This is a genomic window from Paenibacillus sp. BR1-192, assembly GCF_029542445.1.
GTDB lineage: Bacteria > Bacillota > Bacilli > Paenibacillales > Paenibacillaceae > Paenibacillus_AQ > Paenibacillus_AQ lautus_A.
Genome location: NZ_CP120718.1, coordinates 2,668,361 through 2,687,621, shown reverse-complemented (window position 1 = coordinate 2,687,621; position 19,261 = coordinate 2,668,361). Strand labels below are relative to the sequence as shown.

General features: G+C 51.8%; 18 protein-coding genes, 3 pseudogenes and 1 other annotated feature. Of the genes and pseudogenes, 1 reads left to right on the top strand and 20 read right to left on the bottom strand.

What is annotated here, in order from left to right; genetic code table 11:
• Nucleotides 1-28 precede the first annotated feature (28 nt).
• Genes P0X86_RS11890 through P0X86_RS11880 form a run of 3 tightly spaced genes read right to left on the bottom strand, consistent with a single transcriptional unit; the run spans nt 29 to nt 1,840 of the window.
• Nucleotides 29-847 carry a metallophosphoesterase gene (locus P0X86_RS11890; protein WP_277748558.1) on the bottom strand — a complete coding sequence of 273 codons (819 nt, stop codon included), beginning with the start codon at nt 845-847 and terminating at the stop codon, nt 29-31.
• A complete protein-coding gene (locus P0X86_RS11885) occupies nt 844-1,254 on the bottom strand; it encodes a hypothetical protein (protein WP_096773267.1) in 411 nt (136 codons plus the stop codon). Before P0X86_RS11885 ends, P0X86_RS11890 begins: the two co-directional genes overlap by 4 nt.
• Complete coding sequence (locus P0X86_RS11880) at nt 1,241-1,840, bottom strand: CPBP family intramembrane glutamic endopeptidase (RefSeq protein ID WP_015734505.1); 600 nt, start codon at nt 1,838-1,840, stop codon at nt 1,241-1,243. Before P0X86_RS11880 ends, P0X86_RS11885 begins: the two co-directional genes overlap by 14 nt.
• A gap of 225 nt (nt 1,841-2,065) precedes the next feature.
• Nucleotides 2,066-2,296, top strand: a binding site (T-box leader).
• A gap of 192 nt (nt 2,297-2,488) precedes the next feature.
• Here P0X86_RS11880 and serA point away from each other — a divergent pair.
• A complete protein-coding gene (serA, locus tag P0X86_RS11875; protein WP_009595252.1) occupies nt 2,489-4,081 on the top strand; it encodes a phosphoglycerate dehydrogenase in 1,593 nt (530 codons plus the stop codon).
• A 112-nt stretch (nt 4,082-4,193) separates the two neighbouring features.
• Here the strand turns inward: serA and P0X86_RS11870 are convergent.
• From P0X86_RS11870 to ribE, 17 genes and pseudogenes are all read right to left on the bottom strand, one after another.
• Nucleotides 4,194-5,627: pseudogene (locus P0X86_RS11870) on the bottom strand (ATP-binding protein).
• A gap of 1 nt (nt 5,628) precedes the next feature.
• Entirely contained in the window at nt 5,629-6,345 is a 717-nt protein-coding gene (locus P0X86_RS11865) for a response regulator transcription factor (protein WP_036665717.1), read from the bottom strand.
• A 100-nt stretch (nt 6,346-6,445) separates the two neighbouring features.
• Nucleotides 6,446-7,699, bottom strand: coding sequence for a c-type cytochrome biogenesis protein CcsB (ccsB, locus tag P0X86_RS11860; RefSeq protein ID WP_213577752.1), 1,254 nt, complete (start codon nt 7,697-7,699; stop codon nt 6,446-6,448).
• Nucleotides 7,686-9,389 carry a cytochrome c biogenesis protein ResB gene (gene resB, locus P0X86_RS11855; protein WP_192572479.1) on the bottom strand — a complete coding sequence of 568 codons (1,704 nt, stop codon included), beginning with the start codon at nt 9,387-9,389 and terminating at the stop codon, nt 7,686-7,688. The genes ccsB and resB overlap by 14 nt, the downstream gene beginning before the upstream one ends.
• Nucleotides 9,386-9,913: a redoxin domain-containing protein gene (locus P0X86_RS11850; protein WP_009595122.1), complete on the bottom strand. Its 528-nt coding sequence runs from the start codon at nt 9,911-9,913 to the stop codon at nt 9,386-9,388. The genes resB and P0X86_RS11850 overlap by 4 nt, the downstream gene beginning before the upstream one ends.
• A gap of 125 nt (nt 9,914-10,038) precedes the next feature.
• Nucleotides 10,039-10,794 carry a pseudouridine synthase gene (locus P0X86_RS11845; protein WP_277748557.1) on the bottom strand — a complete coding sequence of 252 codons (756 nt, stop codon included), beginning with the start codon at nt 10,792-10,794 and terminating at the stop codon, nt 10,039-10,041.
• A 21-nt stretch (nt 10,795-10,815) separates the two neighbouring features.
• Nucleotides 10,816-11,154: an N-acetylmuramoyl-L-alanine amidase gene (locus P0X86_RS11840; RefSeq protein WP_192572480.1), complete on the bottom strand. Its 339-nt coding sequence runs from the start codon at nt 11,152-11,154 to the stop codon at nt 10,816-10,818.
• A 148-nt stretch (nt 11,155-11,302) separates the two neighbouring features.
• Nucleotides 11,303-11,837 (bottom strand): annotated as a pseudogene (locus P0X86_RS11835) (spore maturation protein).
• 6 nt (nt 11,838-11,843) lie between these two features.
• Nucleotides 11,844-12,476, bottom strand: coding sequence for a nucleoside recognition domain-containing protein (locus P0X86_RS11830; RefSeq protein ID WP_096773262.1), 633 nt, complete (start codon nt 12,474-12,476; stop codon nt 11,844-11,846).
• Between the two features lie 59 nt (nt 12,477-12,535).
• Complete coding sequence (locus P0X86_RS11825) at nt 12,536-13,720, bottom strand: D-alanyl-D-alanine carboxypeptidase family protein (protein WP_096773261.1); 1,185 nt, start codon at nt 13,718-13,720, stop codon at nt 12,536-12,538.
• A gap of 119 nt (nt 13,721-13,839) precedes the next feature.
• Nucleotides 13,840-14,289 carry a GerW family sporulation protein gene (ytfJ, locus tag P0X86_RS11820; RefSeq protein WP_009595256.1) on the bottom strand — a complete coding sequence of 150 codons (450 nt, stop codon included), beginning with the start codon at nt 14,287-14,289 and terminating at the stop codon, nt 13,840-13,842.
• Entirely contained in the window at nt 14,262-14,942 is a 681-nt protein-coding gene (locus P0X86_RS11815) for a DUF2953 domain-containing protein (protein WP_277748556.1), read from the bottom strand. The genes ytfJ and P0X86_RS11815 overlap by 28 nt, the downstream gene beginning before the upstream one ends.
• A 193-nt stretch (nt 14,943-15,135) precedes the next feature.
• Nucleotides 15,136-15,741, bottom strand: a complete 606-nt coding sequence (gene scpB / locus P0X86_RS11810) for an SMC-Scp complex subunit ScpB (protein WP_015734495.1) — start codon at nt 15,739-15,741, stop codon at nt 15,136-15,138.
• Nucleotides 15,710-16,501: a segregation and condensation protein A gene (locus P0X86_RS11805; RefSeq protein ID WP_096773259.1), complete on the bottom strand. Its 792-nt coding sequence runs from the start codon at nt 16,499-16,501 to the stop codon at nt 15,710-15,712. The genes scpB and P0X86_RS11805 overlap by 32 nt, the downstream gene beginning before the upstream one ends.
• A 65-nt stretch (nt 16,502-16,566) precedes the next feature.
• Complete coding sequence (ribH, locus tag P0X86_RS11800; protein WP_009595158.1) at nt 16,567-17,034, bottom strand: 6,7-dimethyl-8-ribityllumazine synthase; 468 nt, start codon at nt 17,032-17,034, stop codon at nt 16,567-16,569.
• 258 nt (nt 17,035-17,292) lie between these two features.
• Nucleotides 17,293-18,531 carry a bifunctional 3,4-dihydroxy-2-butanone-4-phosphate synthase/GTP cyclohydrolase II gene (locus tag P0X86_RS11795; RefSeq protein WP_213577744.1) on the bottom strand — a complete coding sequence of 413 codons (1,239 nt, stop codon included), beginning with the start codon at nt 18,529-18,531 and terminating at the stop codon, nt 17,293-17,295.
• A 50-nt stretch (nt 18,532-18,581) separates the two neighbouring features.
• Nucleotides 18,582-19,251: pseudogene (gene ribE / locus P0X86_RS11790) on the bottom strand (riboflavin synthase).
• Between the last annotated feature and the right edge of the window lie 10 nt (nt 19,252-19,261).

The window sequence follows — 19,261 nt, the reverse complement described above, 5'->3', positions numbered from 1 at the left end:
TTCTGCCGTCAAACATCCGACGATCGAATTAAGGTTTTTTGCGTAATGTAATCACATGATATTCCGCCGGACATTTCAAGCGCAGCGGAATATGGGAAGTGCCGAACCCCCGGCTGATCAGCAGCCTGGAGGAGTGGATAGGCTCTCCTGCCTTCCTCGGCAGCGTATACCAACCGGATTTAAAATTCTTGTAAAAACGCTCCAGACGAACCGCTCCGGCAATCGGCAGCACAATCTGTCCTCCATGGGTATGTCCTGCCAGCAGGAGATCCCCGTGCGTTTCTTCCTTGCCTTTGAGCCATATCGGATCGTGCACCAGAATGATGTGATACTGGTCCTCCGCAGCATTTCCCCGGAATTTCGTATACGGATGTTTCCTGCTTGCCGGCTGCCTAACTCCGCTAAGGACAAGGCACTCGTCATCCCGCTTCAACTTGACGGTCTTGTCATTCAGCAGAATGACCCCGCTATCCCGCAATACCTTGCGAACGGCGTCCTTGCCTGCATACAGGTCGTGATTTCCCAGTACGGCATACACGGGGGCGAGGCGGGCCAAAACCGACATGTTATGTCTCAACCGCTCAAAGGGCACCCCTTTTTCGGTAATATCTCCGCCCAGGAGCACGCAATCCACCGATGATATATTGGATAATAGCTTCTCTTCAGACAGTTGTCTGCGATGTATGTCGGTGATGAACAGCATCCGTAACCCGTCAAACGACCGCGGAATACGCTCGGATACCACTTCCTCTTCACGCAGCCTATAGCCCTGGGCTTCAGCCCTCATCCAGCCGATTGCGCCTGCACCGAGTGCCGCAGCACCCGCTATCCACATCAACACACTCATAATATCTCCTTTAACAATTCCCTTAATGGAGGCGCTCCGATAAGTCCCCACCACAGAAGACCTACCATTAACAATATGAAGATGACAATTAATGAGTTCACAAACCACTTGCTCATTCTTACGCGATAGGAGGAATATGTATTCGTTCGTTTAGGCGCCGAAACCTCTTCCTCTATCGGATTCTGGTTTGACCTTGTCGATCTGGACCGGCTTAATCCATCCGCCGCGCTGCCGCCCCGCGGCTTCGGTACCGCAGTGCTTGCGGGAGCTTGGGATTTAGATCGACTCCGATTCCCTCCTGCCTGCAGCGGCTTTTCCGCCGCTCTTTTTTCGGATTGAGCCGATGACTTGTTCTTCCGGCCTTTATTTCGGCCCTGATGTCGTTGCATTCTGCTAAGCTCGTTCATGTTCCTCTTTCCTCCGAAACCGTATCAACATTCCCGATATGAAATCTATCAGAAAATGGCACAGAATTGGCGCCCAAATGGTACCCGTTTGTATATAGACGTAGCCCAGACCGTAACTGCTCAAGAAAACCCATCCAGTCGGCAGCCAATGCTTTAAATATCGGACATGGATCAGCGCGAACAAGATGCTTGTCCAATACGGTCCGAACGCATGCTGTATCGCTCCGCGAAACAATAATTCCTCGCAGATGGACACGATCAGGGCGATAACGAATATATGCCAAACCGGCCTTTTCCTGAACAGCATTTCATTGATCCCGCCGTCGTCCATGCTATCCTCCGACACAAACCGGGACAATACAAAGTCGACTGCCAGCATCGCTGCAGCAAGTCCCAGACCCCAATAAACAAACTCGATTTCCTTCGGAAAAACAAATAATCCGAACGGATTCCGGTTCTGAAACAAAATCCAGATCAAACCGACGATAAGCGTCAACGCTTGCGTAAGATACAGATTGATGAGCAGCAGCCGATCGTTCAACTGGTGGGCTTCGATTCTTTTAACGCGTATTTTAAATTTTTTCATAGAAGATGGGCCTGTCTTTCATCTTGATTTTTAAGATATCTTCGTGTACAACCACAGTAATATTAGTATAATTTAATCATAGGCGGGCATATGCATCATAGCAAATTAACGGCATGACATTCAAGGCTATCCCTCGTTTCTTCCCCTGCTCCTAGGCGGTTAGCCTAAATAAACACCTATTGACACAATGTTAGAGCCATGATACATTATGAAAAAATTAATCTGTGAAAACCGATGACGGAAAAAAAGAAACCGTAACGTCCTCAGAGAGCCGATGGTTGGTGCAAATCGGTGGCGTAAAGTATTCTTGAGCGTTCCTGAGATATTTCGCTGAAACTTGGAGTAGGCGCAAATCGGATGATATCCGTTACCAATCATGGTCTGAACAGACCGCTTGAGGCTGCCGCATCTTGGCAGCGAATAAGGGTGGCACCACGAATAACTCTCGTCCCTTACTACGGAGGTAGTATGCGGATTGAGAGTTTTTTATGTTCCTGTCTCTTTGCCACGACACCGCGTCAAACCTGTATAGACCTCTTGCAGCTTTATCGGAATCTCTGGTGTATAACGGAGCGCGCGCTAAGCGTAATCCTTATTCAATATTGCAGTACCGCATTTTATAGTGGATTTTAAGGAGGAAGAGAAACCATGTTTAAAGTATTGGTATCGGATCCGATCAGCGATTTGGGGATCCAGCAGTTAATGGACGCCGCCGATGTGCAGGTAGACAAAAAAACCGGGCTTAACGAAGACGAGCTCACTGCCATTATCGGTGAATACGACGGACTCCTCGTTCGGAGTCAGACGCGCGTTACAGAACGCATCATGAATGCAGGAACCAATCTCAAGGTGGTTGGCCGTGCCGGCGTAGGCGTGGACAACATTGATCTTGAAGCGGCAACAAAGCGCGGGATCGTTGTCATCAATGCACCTGACGGCAACACGATTACGACGGCAGAGCATACGTTTGCTATGATGATTGCCCTCGCCCGCCACATCCCTCAAGCTTATGCCAAAACGGTAGGCGGAACCTGGGATCGCAAATCCTTCCTCGGCGTAGAGCTTCGCAACAAAACGCTGGGCGTTATGGGCATGGGACGGATCGGCAGCGAGGTGGCTAAACGCGCCAAGGCTTTCGGCATGAACATTCTGGCCTTCGATCCGTTCCTGACGGAAGAACGTGCGGATAAACTGGGCGTGAAGCTTTCCTCCGTGGATAACATTATCCGGAACGCAGACTTCATCACGGTTCATACTCCGCTTACGCCGGAGACGCGCCACATGATCGCCAGACCGCAATTCGAGGTCATGAAACGCGGCATGCGCATCGTGAACTGTGCCCGTGGCGGCATCATTGACGAGCGCGCGCTCGTGGAAGCCATCGATGAAGGCATTGTAGCCGGAGCCGCATTTGACGTATTCGAACATGAGCCGCCTGAAAGCGATCATCCGTTCCTTAACCATCCGAAGGTTATCGTCACTCCGCATCTGGGTGCATCCACTGTTGAAGCCCAGGAGAACGTTGCGATCGACGTTTCCGAGCAAGTGCTGCATATCCTGCGCAACGAACCGTTTAAGAATGCGGTCAACTTCCCGCTTGTAGCCGCAAGCGTCATGAACAAGCTGCAGCCTTACTTCTCGCTCGGCGAGAAATTGGGCAGTGTAGCGGCCCAGATCACCGCACACGCGGTAAAGGAGATTCACGTCGACTATGCAGGCGAGCTGGCTGAAGTCGATACGCAGGCCCTGACCCGCTACATCGTTAAGGGCGTGCTGGAACGCCACCTCGGAAGCGAAGTGAACATTGTCAACTCCATGCATTTGGCGAAGAGCCGCGATTTGCATGTCGTTGTGTCGCAGACGCCAAAAACCAAAGACTTCACCAATCTCGTTACCGTTACGCTGAAAACGCAAAACGGCCTGGAACGAATCGTTGCGGGTACGCTTCTTCTGGGATACGGCGAACGAATCGTACGTCTGGATAAATTCCCTGTCGATATCTCACCGGAAGGCCATCTGATTCTGATCTCCCACAACGATAAACCGGGCATTATCGGACGTGTCGGAACCCTGCTCGGCGAGAACGATGTCAACATCGCCTCCATGCAGGTGGGACGTAAAGTGATCGGCGGCGAGGCCATCATGCTGCTGACGGTGGATAAAGACGTTCCTAAGGACGTTCTGATCAAGCTTACCGGCTTGTCGGAACTCAACACAGCGCAGCAAATCGCGCTAGGCTAAGCTTTAATCCAAGGGGTTAATCATTGTTCCACGTAGAACAAGATTAACCCCTTTATTTCAACAAAAAAACACGCTCCTTGCGAGCGTGTTTTGTCTTTTGCGCGGGCATTCCCTAGGATTCTGCCGCTTTTGTCGGGATCGTCATCGTAAACACGGTGCCTTTCCCCACTTCGCTTGTCGCGTTGATCGTTCCGTGGTGCGCGGTCACGATATTTTTCACGATGGCAAGGCCAATGCCGGTTCCCACCGTCTCCCCCGCACACGCGCCTTATCGGCCTTGTAGAATCGTTCGAATACAAAAGGCAGGTCTTCCGGCGGAATGCCGACTCCCTGGTCGCAAACCTTCACCTGGAGCGCCTCCGTGTTCGATAAGGCGATCCGGTCTGCCGTAATTTGAATTTTCTTGCCTGAAGGCGTATGACGGAAAGCGTTATCCAGCAAATTGGTCAGCACCTGTTCAAGCTTGTCTTCATCCGCCGCTTCGAGCCGAAGATTCGAATGGAGCTTGTTCAGCTGAAGATCGATATCCCGCTCTTTGGCACGAACCGCAAATTTACGGAATACCCGCTCGCACAATTCGCCTGCATCCATCTCCCGCAGGGATAACTCGGCATGCCCTGCCTCCATGCGCGTCAAATCAAGCAGATCCTTCACCAGACGCCCCATCCGCAGGGATTCCTCATGAATGACCTGTATAAGCTCCCTGCTCTCTTCGGGTGAAGCTGCCATGCCGTCCAGGAGCGCTTCGCTGTAACCCTGCATCATGGACAGCGGCGTCCGTATTTCGTGCGACACATTGGCAATGAAGTCCGTCCGCATTTTTTCTAATGTAACCTGTTCGGTTATGTCCCTTAACACCACGACGGCTCCGCGGATCACGTCATCCGAATACAAGGGGGCCATATGGGCTGACCAGATTCCCTGCTTCACATGCAGATCGGCGCTTTGGTCCTTGCCTTCGTTGACGGTGGCGTAATATAACTCGCTGAGCGGTTTTGGCATGACATCGGCCGCCCAGCCTCCGCCCTGAAGCTCATCGTCCCACTTGCAGCCCTTTCCAGGTCTTCATGATTTCCAATCCCGGCGGGTTCACCAGGATGACCTGCCCGTGATTGTCAAACGTAATCACGGCGTCGCTCATGCTTCTCAGCACGCTGGACAGGTGCTCCTTCTCGTGGTTCAAATTGCGGATGTTCGTCTCCAGCTCCGCTGCCATATGGTTAAACGTATTGGCCAGCTCGCCGATCTCATCACTCGTCACAAGGTTCAACCGCGTGCCGTATTTCCCTTTACGGATATCGTTGGCTGCCTCAATGAGCTGCTGCATGGGCTGCGTAATTTTCGTCAGCAGGAACAACCCGAAAAAGGTGGTCATCGAAAAGCCGATAATGGCCACATAAGTAAATAAACGCTTGATGGCATCCGAATTCGCGAAGGTCGTATCGATATAAGGGAGCAAGAATAAACCGAGCGTCAGCAGTACGCACGCGACCAAACAGGTTATCGTAATCCACAGCTTGCCGACAAGTGATCTCCAAAAACTCACGTTACTTCGGTACCTCCAGCTTGTAGCCTACTCCCCATACGGTCGTAATCATCGCTGCGGACTCCGTGGATACCTTATTCAATTTTTCGCGCAGACGCTTCACATGGGTATCGACCGTGCGAAGATCGCCAAAAAACTCGTAATTCCAAACATCCTTCAGCAGCTCTTCCCGCGAGAACACTTTGTCCGGGGACGAGGCCAAATAGTGCAGAAGTTCGTACTCCTTCGGCGTCAGGCTGATCTCATGCCCGCCGGCCGTCACGCGGTGGGCATCGTGTTCAATGATCAAATGAGGGAATACGATGCTGTTGCTTGGATTCGGCTCCTTGCTCAGATAAGCCGTGGCGGACGAACGGCGCAATATGGCTTTAACGCGATAGATCACCTCGCGAGGACTGAACGGTTTCACCACATAATCGTCGGCGCCCACCTCGAATCCCTGGACCCGGTTAATCTCCTCGCCTTTGGCGGTCAGCATCAGGATCGGCGTAGACTTTACCTGACGAAGGCGGGTGCATACTTCAACGCCGTCCATGCCGGGCAGCATGACATCCAGAATAACGAGCCCGTAATCCTCCGAGCTTGCTTTGCGAAGAGCGGTCTCCCCATCCTCCGCCTCCTCGATTTCATATCCTTCCTTCTCCAGATACATTTTCAACAAACGGCGAATCCGTTCCTCATCATCAACAACAAGAATGCGATTTCCGTGCTCAGACATTGGCAGCCAACTCCTTCGTTTTTATAGGGAAAATCAGAAGTGGCCCTCTTGATTAAGAAAGGGCCCTTCTGATTGTTAATTCACATCTATTCAATTGCCATTAGTCGGTGCCTGCATAGGAATGCAGACCCGCGATAATCAAGTTGACGCCGACCAGCGTGAACATGACCACGATAAAGCCGATAACGGACAGCCAGGACGAATATTTGCCCTGCCAGCCGCGCGATAGCCGGAGATGAAGGTACACGCTGTAGAACAACCAAGTAATAAGCGCCCATACTTCCTTCGGATCCCAGCCCCAGAACCGGCCCCATGCGATCTCTGCCCAGATCATGGCGAAGATGAGACCGCCAAGCGTAAATACAGGGAAGCCGATCGCGATGGCTCGATAACTGATTTCGTCCAGATCATCCGGATCCAGTCGATGGAGTGCGGGCTGAATGAACTTAGCCAGCGGTTTGCGCAGGATCAGGCGGAGCAATCCGTAAAGGATCAATCCGGTGACCAGCGACCATACCACCGTGTTCAGCTTACGTCCTGCATTCACGCCGTGCATCCAGGACGGAGCTTCCATGAGCGGGGATTTCATGCCCAAGAAGGACTGCATGCTCTCGGTCTCGCTCTGGTAAGGCGCGATTAGCGGAGGCATGTTATATTCCACTTTTACTATTGTACTATTTTCTGTCTTCGGGTCAACCAATGTCTGGTTAAACTCCGCCTGGTAACCGCCTGCACGGAAGCTGTACACCGACAAAATAAATCCGAGCAGCACCACGATGGCAAACATGACGAGCTCAAGCCAGCGCTGTTCCCTGCGCGAGCCCTTGTCCGTTCCGCCAAAGTCAACGGTCCGGAGCAGATGCATCAAGCCGGCAATAAAGCCGACCGCAAAAAACGCATCCCCCAGTGCCGCCAATGTAACGTGGATACCCAGCCAATAGGACTGAAGCGAAGGAATGAGCGGCTGCACCTGCTGCGGGAACACGGCGGCATAGGCCATGATCAGGATTGCCAGCGGCAGTGCAAACAATCCGAGAAGCGATTTTTTGTAGATAAAATAAAGTACGAGGAAGGCAATCATGATTGCCATCGACAAGAAGGACATGAACTCATACATATTGCTGACCGGCACATGCCCCGAGCCCGCCCATCTAGTAAAGAAGTACAGCAAGTGTCCGATCAAACCGATCGTTGTCGTAACAAATGCGATCTTGCCCCACTTCGCCAAATGGGCTTCCGGGTCGCGTTTGCGGAACCGGCGTCCCATGACGGCAAGTGCGTACATGATAAATGCCACGCAGTATAAGGTAAAGGCAACGATAAATGCGTCGCCGCTGAAATCAATTAGATTCATGCTTAGTCCCCCTGTTATTCTCCAATGACTTTTCATCGACTTCGATATTCATTTGCTTGAGGATTCCGGAGATCTCCTTGCGAAGTCCAAACCAGTTCTTGTTCGTATGCGCGCCCAGCGTCAGCGTTCCGTTATCAATACGCAGCCAGATCCGGCGATGGGTGAAATAAAAGCCCATGACCAGGCCGATCATACCAATGAAACAACCAACCCAAATGAACGGCATGGCTTTATCCACACGAATATTCAGATAAGTCGTCGATTCCGAAAAGTCCACATCGTCCATGCTGAGCACATCCAGTTTTACGAGTGCCTCGCCACCCGCCAGCTGCGCATTGATCGCTTCCTGATTGAAGCGTTCCTTATCGATCTGTTTAGGGAAGTAGAAGTACTGAACGCCTTCCTTCGGCAGATCAGGTCCCTTAATCAGAAATAAGAATGCAGGCGCATTCGGGTTAGGTGACAGGTTGACCGGCTTGCCGTTATCGCCCAGCCCAAAATCGGTGAAGGACTGTGTAAGCGTTAACGTATATTCCCCTGCCTTATACTCTCTTTGGGGATCGTTGATGGACAGCGTGATTTTGCCGTATTCCTTACCGCTCTTGCTGTCAATCAGCACCGGCGAAACCGTACGGAGAATCGGGGTCAGATCATAATCGAATTGATAAGCCTTTAACCCTTTGTAATTGAGCGGATGGTTCACCTCGATGTTATGGCGCGTCAATTCCACGAGCTGAGGCTCTTTATCGAGATCGTCGCAATTGGCCTCGCACATATACAGGATGGCCTGGGTTTGGAATTCCTTCGGCAGCACCTTGTTCTTGCCTTTGAATTCTTCAGGCATATCGTCTTCGGTATAGAATTCAACCTTAAAGCCGTCGTTCAATAAATAGTAGCTGGTGTTCTTGATGTGCACCGGCTCATCCTGAGGAAAGGCCATATGCTCGTCCATATGCAGTCCCGGCAGGTTCCGTCCCAAAACAGCAAGAAGGAAGATAATCAGGCCGATGTGAAGAACATAGGGGCCCCAGCGGCTGAACCGTTGCTTCTCAGCCAGAAGCGTTCCGCCGTCCGTTCGAACGCGATAGCCCTTTTTCTTAATGACCGGTTTAATCCGTTCAACCCAGTCGGCCCCGTCCACTTGGACTTGTCCTTGGTATACCACCTTCTGCCGGGTAAGGAAGGACATATGCTTCGGTATCCGTTGTCTGCTGAGCGCTTTGTAGAGCGGCAGGACACGGTCAAGACTGCAAATGACAAGCGATGCGCCGATCATGACGAGCAGCAGAACGAACCACCAAGACGTATATGTATGTGACAGCCCGAGCAAGTAATAAATATGCCCCAGCTGTCCGTACTCCTCTTTGTAGTAGACAGAGGGGTCAATGTTAAGGAATGTGCTCTCCTGCGGAAAGATGGTCCCCAGCGAGGAGCCGATCAAGGTTAGCAATATGAGATATATTGCTACTTTTACCGAAGAGAAGAAATTCCATACCCGATCGATAATACCGGGATTTTCTTTCTGCGATCGACGGGCAACGCCGTCATACCGCATTTCCAGAATCGGCTGGGCCTCCGCTTCCTCGGTCAGCGGCTTGCCGCAAGCCTCGCAGAGGACCGTCCCCGTTGGATTCTGGTGTCCACAATCACACTTCGTATTCTGGATCAAAGGCTTGGAACCTTGACTCATTTCGCATTCACCAACTGTTCAATTTGTTTGTCAAGGGTGTTCAAATCCAGTTCGCCTATGCGAATATGGTCAATCTTGCCGGAGGCCGTAACAAAAAAGGTGGTTGGCATCGGCCCAACTCCGAAGCTGGCAACAGCATTCCGCTTGGGATCCATCAGGATGGGGAATTTCACGCCGGTTTGAGCAACAAAATTCTCCACGGTCATTTTGTTTTCGCCCACATTGATTCCGATGATCTCAACGCCCTGGCTGCTCCATTTTTCCCACTGGGCTTGAAGTGCCGGCATTTCCCGAACGCACGGCGGACAGTAGGTGCCCCAGAAATTAATAACCCTGGCCTTGCCTTCGTATTCACTCATGGTATGTACGTTGCCATCCATGCCTAGAAGTTCGAAATCCGCTGCCTTTTGCCCTACTTTGGGAACCTCATCAGAGCCGAATACAACGGTTGCAACGGCGTACACTCCGATCAGGATGATGGCAAGCAGAATAACAATCTGTACGCTTTTCTTAGATTTGCCCATAAAGCAGCAGCTTCCTTTCTATGACATTCATCATATCGCATACTACGGGTGTGAACATCCTATGAACAATTATAACGAAATTTGTCATAAACGCCGCTCGCCATTTTGAATATTATGTGTCGGGTTTAACGTTTTTTCTTCGGTTTCCCGCCCGGCTTTGCGGTTTTCGCCATTTGCAGGAGCTGGTTGATTTCGTCCGCCGTCAAATGGCGGTACAAGCCCCGCTTTAAATTTTGCAGCAGCAGATCCCCGTAAGATATCCGCTTCAATCTCAATACCGGATGGGAAATCGCTTCGAACATTCTTCTCACTTGACGGTTGCGGCCTTCATGAATCGTGATCGAAATAACGGATTGTTTATTGTCCGGATCCACGTCCTTATATTCCACTTCCGCAGGAGACGTCATTCCGTCCTCCAGCATAATCCCTTGTCGAAGCTTGTCCAGCTCGGTGCCGTGGGGCACCCCTTTCACGGTAGCCAAATAAGTCTTGGGCACATGGTATTTGGGGTGGCTGAGCAGATTGGCAAACTCCCCGTCGTTGGTCAGGAGCAAAAGCCCCTCCGTATCGTAGTCCAAACGTCCAATCGGGTATACCCGCTCTTTAATGCCTTTGAGATAATCCGATACAATTTTACGGCCTTCGGGATCAGAAGCGCTTGTAATGACTCCCTTCGGCTTATTCAGCATGACATATACCTTTTTCTCATTCTTAATCGGTTTGCCTGAAACCGTAATGATATCCTGGGCTGGATCGGCCTTCGTGCCGAGCTCGGTAACGGTCTCCCCGTTTACCTGCACCTTGCCCTCAAGAATCAATTCCTCGCACTTGCGGCGGGAAGCGACTCCGGCCTGTGCCATAATTTTCTGTAATCTCTCCATGTTCGTTAGGTCACCTCATTCCTAATGATAACCATCGACAGGATAAATCACAAGCGCGTTCCATGGAAAATGTGCCCCTGGGCAGGAGTCGGAGTGGGGAAATAGGTACAGGGGGGAAATATCATGGAGTCTGGACAGCTCCAAAATGATTTTGCTGGCGGTAAACAGCTGCGTTTTCTGGTCCAGCGTCATCGACTCGTAGCTGGCATTGAAGTCGCCTTCCAGACAGATGTGGATCTGTCCCGGTTGGACCAGCACGGAAGCAGCGGACACGGAGCCGTCCGGATGGATCTTAAAATCCCAGTTCCGCGGTTCCTGCGCGCACACCGTATGATGAATAACAAAACCCTCGATTTCCATTCCATCACCCCTACTACAAATTGTGATTGCAGCAGTATATGACATGGCGGAATCAAGGGTATAGGCATACGTCCTGTTACATTGAAAAAACGCACCTTCTTACTATATGCCTTGCTTTTGGCTTTCTGACAGTCGTCCGTGAAATCAATTAACCGAACACCAGCAAGCAAACGGCAATCGCCGCAATAAACCCGACCAAATCGGAGAACAGTCCGACCTTCAACGCATAGCGGCCATTGCGGATGCCCACGGCGCCAAAATAGACGGTCAACACGTACAAGGTTGTGTCCGTGCTTCCCTGTATGGTCGAAGCGATTCGGCCGATCATCGAATCCGGTCCGTATGCGCGGATCAGCTCCGTTGTGTAAGCGAGGGAGCCCGTACCTGTCAGCGGCCGTAATATTCCCAAAGGCAGTATCTCGCTCGGTACGCCGAGCGATTGCAGAAAAAGGGCCCGTCCAACCGACAAAAAACTCCAGGGCGCCGGAAGAGCGGAATACGCTTATGGCTACCATCATGCCGACCAAATGCGGAATGATTCCGATCGCCGTGGAGAAGCCGTCCTTGGCTCCGTCCACAAACGATTCGTATACGGGCACTTTGCGCGTATAAGCATAAAGAGGAATAAATGCGATAATAATGGGTATTGACCAGGCGGAAACGATATTAATCCAAGACAGCAAGACTCATCACCCCTTCACGTCCGGGTTCAGGCCTGTACCGATTCCGGGCGGCTTCTGGCGGCGCATCGTTCGTCTGCGATACCAACGGTCGGCGATAATAGCTGCGGCCGTCGCAATCGCAGTGGCCAATAGCGTGGTTCCGACGATTTCCGAAGGATTGGCAGATTCATAATTAAGCCGGATCGCGATTAGCGTTGTCGGTATCAGCGTAATGCTGGCCGTGTTTAACGCCAGGAGCGTGCACATCGCGGCAGACGCCGTTTCCTTATCCGGATTCAATTTCTGAAGCTCCTGCATCGCTTTGATTCCCATCGGAGTCGCCGCATTGCCCAGACCGAACAAATTCGCGCTCATATTGGACAATATGTATCCCATTGCGGGATGGTTTTTCGGTACATCCGGGAACAGGAAGCGGACAACCGGCCCCAGCAGCCTGGCCACTTTTTTCAGCAGACCCGCGTCCTCTGCGAGCCGCATCATGCCAAGCCAGAATACCAGTATGCTGATAAGACCGAAGGAGACGGTAACGCCCGTTTGGGCTCCGTCGAATGCGGCTTTCGTGACGCTGTCGATGTTCCCGTTGACGGCCGCAAAACCAAACCCGATCACAAGCATCCCCATCCAAATCAAATTGATCATCTCTTCGCCCCCGTTTTGCTGCCCCGCTGTTAAGAGAATACACGATTCTTTAGCGAAGGCTAGTTATGTGCGCCCCTGAACAGATGCCGAAGCACTTCTCCTGCAGACTGCCAAAGCGACAAGGAACCGACAGGTCCCAGAGCGCTCCTGGACTTTTGCAAGGCCTCAGGGACTTCAGGAAGTTTGCTTCCTTCCGCGTAGACCGGAACCTTGCCGATGCTGACATTATCGAGCAGCAGCTCAATATGCCCCCGCAGCCCAAAAGACAAGTCGGGCGTGCTTGCTTTATGCAGGACCAGTCTCTTCACCAGGCGCGCTTCCTCATCATGCGCGAACGCATAAGTGAAGGAACTGCCCGTGACGAGCGGATAGCCCTGGATTTTCTGTCCCTTTTCCGTGACCTTTTTCAGTGGAAAATGAGCAAAGCCGTAATCCAGCATGTTGGAATGGTCGTTCCAATCGTTGCCGTCATTCAGCGTTACCGCTGCGATTTGCTGGCCGTTACGAGTAGCGGAGCTCACCAGGCAGCGGAATGCTTTTTTGGTGTAACCCGTTTTGACGCCGTCCGCCCCTTCGTAGAAGCGCAGCATTTTGTTTTTGTTGTCCCATTTGTAGTCCCACGCTTCATTCGGGTTGGGCGCTTTCTTGGTAGGGGTTTTGACGATCTCGCTAAAGACCGGATTCTTGAGGGCATATGCCGTCAGTTTGGCTACGTCATGCGCTGACGAGTAATGCTCGTCGTGATCCAGTCCATGCGGATTCATAAAATGCGAATTCGTCATGCCGAGCGAGGCGGCCTTCTCGTTCATCAATAACACAAAGCCTTCTTCCGTACCGCCGACATGCTCCGCAATGGCCGTGGCGGCATCGTTGCCGGAGCGCAGCATCAAGCCGTACAGCAGATTCTCAAGGGTCATCTCCTCTCCAAGCCTCAGGAAGATCGAGGAGCCCTCTTTGGCAAAAGCATTCTTGGAGACTTTGACGCGATCATCCAGCTTGCCGTGTTCAATGGCCACGATGGCGGTCATAATCTTGGTCAAGCTGGCGATTCTTAAACGCTCGTCCCCGTTCTTGCTGTACAGCATTCTCCCGGACGTCACGTCAATCAGCGCAGCTGCCTGTGCATGATTGGACGGGCCTTGCTCGTGATCTGCGTGTACAGGGACAGCCGTAACCAGCAAGCAGCATATGGCGATCAACATGGATAACATAGACTTGCGGTTCGTCCATTTCATTTTCATCATTTTATCCTCCGGTGTTCAGAAATCTTGTACAAGTATATGTCGTCCTCGCTGAAGGTATGTCCATTTCATTGCAGCAAAAATCCCTTCCGTTATGAACGAAAGGGATCTGCCCGCTTCAATCAGTATGCCGGGGGAGGCGTCGTGCTGCCTGCGGCATTGCTTCCCGATTGAAACATCGACTGGATTTGATCAAGTAAATACGGGGTCGCATCGATAATCCGTTCAAACAGATGTGTCTGGTTGTCCAGCGGAACGATGTGCACGCCTTCTTTACCCACGACCAGGAAAGCTATGGGCCGGATGGACACGCCGCCGCCGCTGCCGCCGCCAAAAGGAAGGGCATTATGGTCGGTATGCGTCCCGTTAGCGGTATTATGGTGTGTGCCGCCTGCTTCAACGTTGTAGTCGCTCCCGCCCGCTGCGAAACCAAACGCCACCTTACTGATTGGCAAAATGACGCTGCCGTCAGGTGTATTCACGGGGTCGCCTACGATCGTATTCACGTCCACCATTCCCTTGATGTTCTCCATAGCCGTTTGCATCAAGCCTTGAATAGGGTGTTCTGCCATGATCTAACTCCTCCTTTCACCTTTAACACGCGAACTATAAGTACCAGTCCAGCATACATAGCTTTTCCGCAGGAGATTTTCGCTATGCAGCAAAGCTCTGTGGAAATTTGCGGCGGACCGTTAAAGACCGGTACCACCTGGATTTCCGGCAGCTCATCCATAATCAGCCGGTACGACATCCAACCCATAATGGTATGCTTAACAGCATGAAGCAATCCGGTTGCAACCGCGGTATCGGCCGCATGCTCCAAGGCAATCCGGGTTGACCAGCTCACATCCATGAGATGAACGGCCGCCATCGTTTGCCTTGCCCACTTTTTAAATCCCTTCGTAGTCAGCAAAACCCGCACATAGTCCCTGTATCGTATGGTTCGTCTTGAAGTTTCTTTGTCTTCTTTGGAACCGAGCTCAGTCCCCTCGTCCACGGGAACGGTCTCTTTTTTATACTCAATGCCCCCGTTGGCCAAATGAAAGGGAACTTCGTATTTGCGCGTGATCCATCCAAAGAGCATTTTCATTTCCGCCAATACTTTATATTCATTTTTTCTTAGAACCACATCCAGCTTTATCGTGACCTTCGAGCTTAGCACAACGATCAGCAATACGATAAGGAGAACGACCAGACCGACCGCAAGAAAGATCCATATCCTCACGAAGTAACCCCCAAAACGAACTTAGTAAAATGTAATCCGCTTGGCTTAGTATGGCAAAAGGGTCTCCAAATGATGCGAAACTGCTCCGATCCTCTGCTTTCATCTATGCCGGAACGACAAAAAAGGTCCCGGACGCGGATTATCCACGCTCAGGGCCCATTTCTCAAATGAAGCATTATACAATATATGATGGCTAGCTTTCCTCCACATCATCAAACGTAAGCTGTTGTCCGTCAAGCTTGTCGAACAGCAGCTGGGTTTCCTCTTCCAATGAATCGTTATCCTCGAATTGCGACGGCTCCGGCAAATCCTTGATGTTCGCAAGTCCGAAATAATCCAGAAACGATTTGGTCGTTCCATACAGAATCGGTCTGCCAATCGCCTCCGCGCGTCCGACTTCTTCGATCAACCCTTTGCTTACCAGCGTATGGATGGCTCTTTCGGACTTGACGCCGCGAATGTCTTCAATCTCCACCCGCGTAATCGGCTGCCGATAGGCCACGATGGAAAGCGTCTCGAGCGCGGCTTGCGACAATGAGGAGCGGGAAGGCGAATACGCCAGACGTTCGAAATACGGGGCGTGCTCGGCCAGCGTCGCAATTTTGTAGCTACCCGCAATCTGCACGATCTGAATTCCCCGTTCATATCGCTCCCATTCTTCCTTCATATCCTCCAGCGCTTCGCCAACGAGGCCATCCGATTGCTCGGTGATTTCAGCAATTTGCTTTACCGACAAGCCCTCTTCTCCCGCCAAGAACAGAAGCCCCTCAATAATCGATTTCAGCTTCGGATAATCCATCAATGCGTTCTTCCCCTCTCCACTCCATGACGATATCTTCAAACAATTTCTCTTGGTAGCACAGGATTTGCTTCATCTTCATCAGCTCCAAGATAGCCAGAAAGGTCACCACGATTTCATGGCGCTCCATCTCCTCGTGCAGCAGCTTGGAGAACAGAATCCGACCTCCCGGCCCGACCTGCTCCAGAGCGTCCATCACCTGCCGGATCCGGTCCTTAACCGATATTTCATCCCGCTGGATACGGGCATACGATGTCCGTTTGACGGCTTTTCTTAACGCTTTTTGAAAAGCTGCGATCAAATCCGAGATATGTAATCCCTGCACCGGGTTCTCTTCCACTTCCGGCATGTAAGGAGTCAGGTCCTCCGCTTCCTTGGAGTAAATCATGCTGCGTTCCCATTCCTTCTCATGCAGATGTCGGGCGATTCCTTTGTACTTGCGGTATTCGATCAGCTTCGCGATGAGTTCCGCTCTCGGATCCATGTCATCCTCTTCAAAAAAATCGAACTCGTCCATTTCGATAACCGGAGGCTTCGGAAGCAATAGCTTGCTCTTTATAGACAGCAGCGTTGCAGCCATCACCAGAAATTCGCTCGTAATTTCCAGCTCCAGCTCCTGCATGTTGTGCAAATAGGCCATGTATTGTTCGGTAATCTCGCTGACGGGAATATCCTGGATGTCGATTTCCGCTTTATCAATCAAGTGCAGCAGCAGATCGAGCGGTCCTTCAAACGTTTCCAGCTTGTATAATACGGTCACGGTGAATCCTCCCGCCAAAAATAAAATGCAGTGCCCTATAAAAAGAGCACTACATTAAATAAGCACTATTTTAGGCTTTTCGTCAAGTTCGCCATTTCAATGGCCGCCATGGCGGAATCCCAGCCTTTATTGCCTGCCTTCGTTCCCGCGCGTTCGACGGCCTGTTCAATGTTCTCCGTCGTGACGACGCCGAAAATCGTTGGTACGCCGGTCTTCAGGTTAATGGCGGACACCCCCTTGGCCACTTCGTTGCACACATAATCATAGTGCGTGGTGGAGCCGCGAATGACGGTTCCCAGGGTGATGATCGCATCGTATTTGCCGCTTTCTGCCATCTTTTGGGCGATGAGCGGAATTTCAAACGCCCCCGGCACCCAAGCAACGTCGATTTCGTTGTCCTGTGCGCCGTGACGCTTCAAGGCGTCCAGTGCGCCGCCAAGCAGCTTGCTGGTGATGAATTCGTTGAAACGACCTACTACGATGCCGTATTTCAAACCTTCGGATACTAAATGACCTTCAAATATTGTTGCCATGTTGGATGACTTCCTTTCGGGTTGGAGTTTATATAAGGTCAAACATGGATTTGGGATGACATCGATGTTATTGCCCGCTGCGCTGACGGCTGCTGCTTCCGATCGCTGTTAACTCCCGATTTCATGAACTATTTATTCAAGGTGGAAATCAGGAATTAAAGGCGACCGCTGCCGCTTCTCCAGCAGCATTCCGCCCTCTTCGCTGGGTCATTCCATGAGGCAAACCTCCTCCATGATGGACCTTTTATTGGTTGGTGATTAGTTAGCACTCTCGTTCTGCTCGATATCATTGAACTTCAGCATATGACCGAGCTTCGCTTGCTTGGTGTGCAGGTAGCCCGTATTATCCTCGTTCTCCGGCATTTGAATCGGGACCCGTTCCACGACCTCCAGGCCGTAACCTTCGAGACCCTTGATTTTACGCGGATTGTTTGTCAGCAGGCGGATCTTCCTTACCCCCAAATCCTTCAGGATCTGGGCTCCGATGCCGTAATCGCGCAGATCCGCCGCAAAGCCTAGCTTCAGGTTCGCATCCACGGTGTCGAGCCCTTCTTCCTGCAGCTTATAGGCTTTCAGCTTGTTGATCAAGCCGATGCCCCGTCCCTCCTGGCGCATATAGAGAAGCACGCCTCTGCCTGCTTCATCGATCTGGCGGAGGGCCGCCTCGAATTGCGGACCGCAGTCGCAGCGATGGGAGTGGAACACATCCCCTGTCAGGCACTCGGAATGCACGCGGACGAGAACCGGCTCGCTCGGGTCGATCTCCCCTTTTACCAATGCGACATGCTCTTTGTTGTCCACGTCATTGGTATAGGCTACGGCCTGAAACACGCCGTAGTCGGTGGGCATCCGCACGGCCACCTCGCGCTGTACGAGCTTTTCTTTTTCGTTGCGGTAATGGATCAGATCCTTGATGCTGATCAGCTTCAGATCATGCTTTTTCGCGATCTCCACCAGGTCTGGAAGCCTTGCCATCGTGCCGTCTTCCTTGATCACCTCGCAGATGACGCCTGCCGGATAGGAGCCGCTCAGGCGGGCTAGATCGACAGCAGCCTCCGTATGTCCTGCCCGGCGAAGAACGCCGCCGTCTTTGGCAATCAGCGGAAACATATGGCCCGGTCTTCGAAAATCGGCGGCCGATGCATTTGGATCCAAGATGCCGCTGACGGTTATGGAACGTTCATAGGCGGATATGCCCGTCGTGGTGTCCTTATGGTCAATGGAGACCGTAAAGGCCGTTCCATGATAGTCCGTGTTTTGCGTCACCATCGGTTTGAGATCGAGTTCCTGAGCCCTAGTCTGCGTCATTGGCAAACAGACCAGCCCGCGGCCTTCGGTGATCATGAAATTGATGACCTCGGGGGTAGCTTTATCCGCTAATGCGATAAAATCGCCTTCATTCTCGCGGTCCTCGTCGTCAACAACGATGACGACCTTGCCTTCCTTCAAATCTGATAACGCCTCTTCGATCGTATGAAATGAAAAGCGCTCATCCATCCCTATTCCTCCTTCTTCTCATGGAGATATCTCTATATGCAAGAAACGGCTTAGGCAAAGCCATGCTCTGCCAGGTAATCCCTGCTGATCCCCGATTTCGTGCCGCTTCTGCTTCCTGCGCCTTCCGAACCGTAATGCAGCAGGTGATCTACATATTTCCCCAAAATGTCGCATTCGATATTAATCGTGTCGCCCGCTTTTTTATAAGCGAGCACCGTCTCCGCCAGCGTATGGGGAATGATGGACACCGTAAAGGAGGAATCCGTCGTTTTGACAACGGTCAAGCTGATTCCATCCAGCGTGACCGAGCCTTTCGGAATGATATATTTGAATACGTCCCCATTCGCGGGCGAAATCTCGTATACCACTGCGTTCTGATCGGACTTTACGCTCCGAATGACGCCGATGCCATCCACGTGTCCCTGAACGATATGGCCTCCGAATCTCCCCTCCGGCTGCCATCGCCCGTTCCAAATTAACCTTCCCGCCCGGCTGCAGCTCCTTGAGATTCGTGTTTCTATAGGTTTCCGGCATAACGTCAACCGTAAATACGCCCTTGTCGATCGCTGTAGCCGTCAAGCAGACGCCATTTACGGATACGCTGTCGCCCAGCTTCAGATCGTCCATAATCCGGTTAGCGGAAATGCTCAGCAGCATGGCCTCCCCTTGGCGCCCGATACGCCGCATCTCGCCGATCTCCTCGACCAATCCAGTAAACACAGGCTTCCCT

What these genes read in the sequence shown, in the direction of transcription:
- resB (WP_192572479.1), bottom strand. Translation starts at nt 9,389, where the DNA reads ATGAGTCAAGGTTCCAAGCCTTTGATCCAGAATACGAAGTGTGATTGT.
- serA (WP_009595252.1), top strand. Translation starts at nt 2,489, where the DNA reads ATGTTTAAAGTATTGGTATCGGATCCGATCAGCGATTTGGGGATCCAG.
- scpB (WP_015734495.1), bottom strand. Translation starts at nt 15,741, where the DNA reads ATGGATTATCCGAAGCTGAAATCGATTATTGAGGGGCTTCTGTTCTTG.
- P0X86_RS11880 (WP_015734505.1), bottom strand. Translation starts at nt 1,840, where the DNA reads ATGAAAAAATTTAAAATACGCGTTAAAAGAATCGAAGCCCACCAGTTG.
- P0X86_RS11845 (WP_277748557.1), bottom strand. Translation starts at nt 10,794, where the DNA reads ATGGAGAGATTACAGAAAATTATGGCACAGGCCGGAGTCGCTTCCCGC.
- ccsB (WP_213577752.1), bottom strand. Translation starts at nt 7,699, where the DNA reads ATGAATCTAATTGATTTCAGCGGCGACGCATTTATCGTTGCCTTTACC.
- P0X86_RS11850 (WP_009595122.1), bottom strand. Translation starts at nt 9,913, where the DNA reads ATGGGCAAATCTAAGAAAAGCGTACAGATTGTTATTCTGCTTGCCATC.
- P0X86_RS11830 (WP_096773262.1), bottom strand. Translation starts at nt 12,476, where the DNA reads ATGATCAATTTGATTTGGATGGGGATGCTTGTGATCGGGTTTGGTTTT.
- P0X86_RS11885 (WP_096773267.1), bottom strand. Translation starts at nt 1,254, where the DNA reads ATGAACGAGCTTAGCAGAATGCAACGACATCAGGGCCGAAATAAAGGC.
- P0X86_RS11825 (WP_096773261.1), bottom strand. Translation starts at nt 13,720, where the DNA reads ATGATGAAAATGAAATGGACGAACCGCAAGTCTATGTTATCCATGTTG.
- P0X86_RS11840 (WP_192572480.1), bottom strand. Translation starts at nt 11,154, where the DNA reads ATGGAAATCGAGGGTTTTGTTATTCATCATACGGTGTGCGCGCAGGAA.
- P0X86_RS11795 (WP_213577744.1), bottom strand. Translation starts at nt 18,531, where the DNA reads ATGGATGAGCGCTTTTCATTTCATACGATCGAAGAGGCGTTATCAGAT.
- P0X86_RS11865 (WP_036665717.1), bottom strand. Translation starts at nt 6,345, where the DNA reads ATGTCTGAGCACGGAAATCGCATTCTTGTTGTTGATGATGAGGAACGG.
- ytfJ (WP_009595256.1), bottom strand. Translation starts at nt 14,289, where the DNA reads ATGGCAGAACACCCTATTCAAGGCTTGATGCAAACGGCTATGGAGAAC.
- P0X86_RS11890 (WP_277748558.1), bottom strand. Translation starts at nt 847, where the DNA reads ATGAGTGTGTTGATGTGGATAGCGGGTGCTGCGGCACTCGGTGCAGGC.
- ribH (WP_009595158.1), bottom strand. Translation starts at nt 17,034, where the DNA reads ATGGCAACAATATTTGAAGGTCATTTAGTATCCGAAGGTTTGAAATAC.